This window comes from Protofrankia sp. Cas8 (assembly GCF_963555845.1).
GTDB lineage: Bacteria > Actinomycetota > Actinomycetes > Frankiales > Frankiaceae > Protofrankia.
This window is the reverse complement of sequence record NZ_CAUVXI010000139.1, coordinates 9352-14890: the sequence shown is the minus strand read 5'-3', so window position 1 is coordinate 14890 and position 5539 is coordinate 9352. Positions and strand designations below refer to the sequence as shown.

Below are 5539 nucleotides of genomic sequence, written 5' to 3'. Positions count from 1 at the left end.
GACCAGCGACAGCATCAGCGACACGATCGAGCGGTGCAGGTCGTCGCGGCGGACACCGTAGCTGCCGCTGAATAGGAAGGCGGTCTGGATGGTAGCGGGCGCCAGCGCGGTCGCCTTCTCCTGGCCCGGGTAGAGGACCCCGAGCGTTCCGGTGGTTCCGGTGGCGGTGAGTTCCGTGCCGGCGGTGGAACCGTTCTGGTCGTCCACCAGGCGGAACAGGTCCAGCAGGGCGCGGCCGGCGTTGAGCCGGGCGCGGCGCCCACCGCCCATCCCCTCCTCGAACGCCGACGGCATAAGCACGAGCGGATAGATCTGCGCCCGGTAGTCCGTCCGCTGGAACGCCTCACCGATCAGATACAGATAGTCGTAGAAGATGCCGGCGCCAGTGCCACCGGCAACCGAGAACGCGACGAAGACGTCACAGGTCTGACCGAACCGCCCGCCGAGCCGGGACAACTCGTCACCGGAGTTACCGATCATCCCGATCGCCCGCGCGATCGGCTGCTGAGCCGGTTCCAACCCGTTGCGGAACGTCTCGAACAGGGCGGCCCGCCCAACCGTGGGCAACTGCCCGGCCCCGCGGACCAGCGGCGCCACCCGTGGCTCCCCGGCGGGCGGCGGCACCCATCCCCGGATGAACTTTCGGGCGTTGGTACGCAGGCTTAGCGCAACCTGTGGATAGGTGTCGAACCGGGGTACAAGTTCATGGGTGATGTGCTGGGTGTGCGCGACCGCGGCTTCGTGCTCCTCGCCCGGGACGACCCGGCCGCGGAGCTTGGTGAGCTCGCTCTCGTTCAGGTCGGCATACACGAACTGGACGCAGGCCGGCAGCTGGTAGGGCAGATAACCCTGGCCGGGGATCCGGCCGATCAGGTCCCGGCCGTCCGGTCCGCACAGCTCGGTGCGGAGCCGGCGTTCCAACTCCGCGCCGATGAGGCATCCGGTGCCCCCCAGACCGACGAACATCATCGGCTGGTAAATGTTCATGCGGACTCGCTCGCTTCCCTGTCAGATCGCCCACGACCGCGGGGCCGGGAGTCGGCTGTCACCGCGCCGGCCGGTCCGGCCCTCATGACCGCTCGAAATCATCGTCGTAGTTGTCCCGGTCGCGCGGCCTACGACCACCGTCGCGACCGGGCTGAGTTATCTCGTCATGCAGGTCCGCGCCATCCCGACCGTCCGCAGCGCCGGTGTCATAGCCGCTGTACCGGCCATGCCCGCCTGACCCGCCGCGGTCGTCCGTCCGAGCCTGGCCGACGGCGCGGTCGGACTCCCCGCGACCGGGTCGCTGCCCGGTGTCCCGCTGCCCGGTGTCCCGCTGCCCGGTGTCCCGCTGCCCGGTCCCCGTGGTGCCAGCCGAGGACGATCCGCGGCCAGGCCTACTCCCCCCGCTCCGCCACGAGCCGGACTCCGAGCCGGGCTGCGAGCCGCTGGGTACGGACTGGCCGTAACCCCCGTCACCCCGACCGCCCGCTTCCTGGCGGAACGAGCCCGGCTGCCGCCCGAAACCGGTACCCGCGCCGGCCCGCTCCCGCCAGCCGCCCGCCGTCTGTCCGCGCCCGGCGCCGTCGGATGCCGGACCGGCACCAGCGTGACCACGGCCCACGCCACCCGCACCGGGCCGGAAACGGTTGCGTTCATTCCAGGTGCCGCGCCCGGCGGTGCCCGCAGTCCCGGCTGCGCCCGCCGCGCCCGCCGCGCCCGGCGTCCCTGCCGCTCCCGCCGTGCGGGCATCGAGGAAACCGAGCGCCAGTCCGTCACCGACTGGTGTGGGCGTGCCACGCAACAGCGTGGTCGTCGCACCACCGGGCGTCCTGACGATGAGCTCGCCGCTGTCCCCGCGGCGCGCCTCATAGGCACTTTCCCGACCGTCGGCCAGATCGAGACGCGGCGATCTGCTCCGGGGGTCCCGAATCGCGAAGGAGAACCGGGTGGACGGTGTCGGTGGCGCGCGGAGTTTGTAAAGCTCCATGCCGCTCCGGTGCAGGACCATCGTGAGATCACGGACATCACGACGGATGAGGAAAGCCCGGCGCCGACCACGCAACCAGGCCACCGCGGCCAGCACCGCTACCAGCACAAGAAACCACAACCACCACAGGCGCTGGAGCAGCGGCGACGGGTAAGCGACGTTGACGGTGAAAAAGCCCGTCGCGACGACGGTCGCGGGGTCGACCGCGTCATACACGTCGAGTTCGCCGCTGGCCGGCCCGAGTTTGGTGCCGGCGCGGAACTGGATCGTCAGTGCCTCTTGCGAGCGTCCGGAACCATCGGTCTGGATCCTCGCCGGACTGAGCTCGGCAAGCGTGCCCGGATCCAGATCGATCAGACGCAGCCCGAGGATACGGGGCCTGCCGTCCGCCGTGTTGACGACGACCGTCCCACCCAGGGCGTCGCCCGGCGCGACCCGTCCGCCGTCCACGCTGATGTCGGCGGTGACGGGAGGCGGCCCCTTGGTGATCCGGGTGGTGAACGGTCGCTCGTCGCCGACGACACCGATCCCGTCGATGCGCCCGACGAACGTGAGATCACCGGTGGCGTTGGTCGGAACGGTGACCTGACCGGCGAACTCGCCGTCGTTCGCCCGTCGGTCGGGGCCCTTGCCGTCGTCGGCGACCGGGACGCTCTGGAGCGGCATTCCGTCTCCGGAGACCTCTGCGCGGACCGTGAGCTTGCGCAGTTCGGCCAGGTCGGTGACCGCGTCGGCGCGGGTCTGCAGCCGCACCCGCACGTCGACGGTCTGACCGGGTTGCGGGGCAGGCGGGGTGACCGCGATCGAGGAGCGGATGCGACCCTGCCAGATCGCCGAGGCCGCGACCGTCGACGTGGGCACGCCCGCGGGTGCGGTCAGCCGCACCTTCCAGGTACCCGGGCGTGGGTCGCGGATGTGCAGCGACTCGGCCGCCGCGTTCTCGGTTGTCGCCTGGAGCACCGAACCGTCGAAGTTCTGGCTCTGGCGCGGTACCTCCACCCCGTGCGGGTCGAAATAGGTGACCCTGACCTTGTCACTGCCCTTCAACACCACGATGGACCCGTCGGTGCTGATGGGCGGGATGTCGACGGCCAGCTCAACGGACTCTCCGCCGGTGAGGGTGCCCTGGTCGAAAGCGGAGACGCCGGCGCACCGGGCCGACGCGAACGCCTGCAGCAATGCCTTGCCCACATCGCTGGATGACGTGTAGATGTTCGTCCGCGGCCTGGCGTCGACCGAACGGTTACAGGTCCCCTGAAAGCCGCCGGTGGCGTAGCCGTCGAGCGAGGCCATGTCGACGTTGCCGAAGCCGATCGGCCAGATCTGCACCTTGCCGTCACGAGCTTCATTGATCTTCTCGACCAACTGCCGCTGTCCTTCAGCGTTACGCGTGGTGACGTCCGGACCGTACTGGGGACTCCCTGAGACGTCGAGCCGTCCATCGGTCAACAAGAAGATCATTTTAGGACGGTTGAGGCTATCCGGCGCGGCCAGGATATCGAGGGCCTGGGCAAGCGCGGCTACGTGATCGGTGTTGTTACCTTCCTCGGCGGTTCGTCGGTGCAGCGTGCCGATACACCGGAGCAGCTCCTGCTGATCACCCAGCTGGTTGACGGTCGTCAGGGGGCATACCGGGTTGACCGCGCTCTGGCCCACTCTGCCCTCGGAGCTACCGAAGCCCAGGACCGCTACCTGGGACTGCGGGGAGACGTCCGCGACGGCGATGACCGAGGCGGCGTTGCGTTCGTTGACGACGTCCTGATCGGAGAGACTTCCGGACTCGTCAACAAGAACAACGACCCGCACTGGCTGGGTGGCCAGGTCATTGCCGGTGGCGTTCGAGGCGGCGGTGCTCGGCGACGCGCTGGGCGCCGCCTGGCCGCTGGCCGGGACGGCCGTCCCGGCCAGGACGACGCCAACGGCAACCACACCGCCCATCAAGCGCGCCACCAGGGCATACGGCGGCCAGACCTGGCGGCCCCGTACGCCTGATTGCTTTACAGCCAATGGACGCTCCCCCCCGCGTGGTGGTCCATAGTGAATACCGATCGTACCGGAACGCACGCCAGTTTCCCGACCCGAGTGAATCTCGCACCTCCGCTTGGCCGGCTGTTTACCTGAAGCGACACTCGCACTGTTGGCACCCATTAACCCCGCAGACTCCAGACAGGGGCGGTCGCGACGCAACCCACCGACAACGATCTACCGATTGCGGAGTAGGTTCTCGTCGGGTATTGCTCGACTGGGCCGCACCGGGACGGGGCAGCCTGGGCGGGAAGCACAATGAGCACACGATCGAGTTACCCTAGGTACACCTATAAACACTCAAAGTTAATTCCGTCAAATGCCGAGATTCGAAGAGCTCCGGCGTAGACGGTGGCTATTGTCCGGTACGGTTTCCACCGCGGCGAGAGTTTGGTCTGGTGGAGTCCAGTGCCGACGGGGGTTAGGGATGGCCAGCCGAATGTCCACAGCACGCTTCGGGCGCGTACTGGCGGGGATGTGCGTCACCGTCGCGGTCGTCTTCTGGACCGTACCTGTCAATGCGCAAACGCGCTCTCCCGACCCTGCCGCACCGGTGTCGAAAACATCGCCACAACCGGTCCGGGTCCAGATCCTGGTCGACGAATCCGCGAACGTCACCGCAGTGCAGGTCGACATGCAGAAGCAGATCGCCGAAAAGATCGCTGCTGCTCCGCTGGCAGGCGACTACCAGGTGGAGGTGACCGGCTATGGCAGCGCGCCGCGCGAAGGCCGGTCCGCCTTCGACCGCACCTGTCCCTCCCGCAGGGCCGGGCCGGACGCGGCCCGCGCCGGGCCCGTACTCGCAGCCTGCATCACGGGCCTGCACAAGCGGGCACCCGCCGAGGGGAACGACTCCGACATCGCCGGAGCGGTGCGTTTCTTCGGTGACGCTCTGGCGGCCAATGCACCCGAAACGGCACGGCTGGTGCTGGTACTGCTCGCCGGCGGACCGCCAAACGCGCGGAACCAGCTCGCGCCCACCGATCTGGCCGAGCTGAAGAACAAACAGATCGAGGTGTGGCCACTCGGCTTCGGCTCCGCGGACCCGGCCGGCCTGGACCTACTCGCCCGCGCCAGCTACCAGGGGCAGGGTACCTGCGAGCAGCGTGCCAAGCCGTCGGTGCACCTGGCACGGCCGGAGGAAGATCCCCTGGATGCGGTGGGTGGGCTCGTGACCGCGCTCACACCGCTTGACCAGTGCCATGCGGAGGTCAAGGTGCGGGTTCCGCTGCCGGCGACCGACGCGACGATCCGCGTGCGACACGAAGATCGACTCACGTTCAACTTCTGCGAACCCCATCCCGCGGGCGGCCCGCAGGACTGCTCCGACACGAGCTTCGTGCGGCCCGGCGAAAAGACCTCGGACGGCCCCACCTTCGAGCGCACCGCCAGCGCGGCCGGGTACGACCGCCTGCACGTCACCCATCCGATGCCCGGCGAGTGGACCATCGTCGCGACCGCGCCACCGGGTGGGCCACCTATCATGATCGACCCCCAGGTGGAGTGGGAAGGGACGCCGCGTACCGCGATGCTGGTACGCCC

At 68.9% G+C, this 5539-nt stretch carries 3 protein-coding genes; 1 reads left to right on the top strand and 2 read right to left on the bottom strand.

Annotated elements, in window-relative coordinates; genetic code table 11:
- The coding region (locus U9977_RS18330; protein ID WP_322750505.1) for a tubulin-like doman-containing protein at positions 1 to 987 on the bottom strand (987 nt) is incomplete at its 3' end.
- 82 nt (positions 988 to 1069) lie between these two features.
- Positions 1070 to 3910, bottom strand: a complete 2841-nt coding sequence (locus U9977_RS18325; RefSeq protein WP_322750504.1) for a VWA domain-containing protein — start codon at positions 3908 to 3910, stop codon at positions 1070 to 1072.
- Between the two features lie 526 nt (positions 3911 to 4436).
- On the opposite strand from U9977_RS18325, the gene U9977_RS18320 reads away from it, so the two are divergent.
- Positions 4437 to 5539 (top strand): vWA domain-containing protein (locus tag U9977_RS18320; protein WP_322750503.1); only part of this gene is annotated, 1103 nt, incomplete at its 3' end.

Bases quoted from the DNA above. Each gene is read 5' to 3' on its own strand.
- U9977_RS18325 (WP_322750504.1), bottom strand. From the start codon at position 3,910: ATGGGCGGTGTGGTTGCCGTTGGCGTCGTCCTGGCCGGGACGGCCGTC.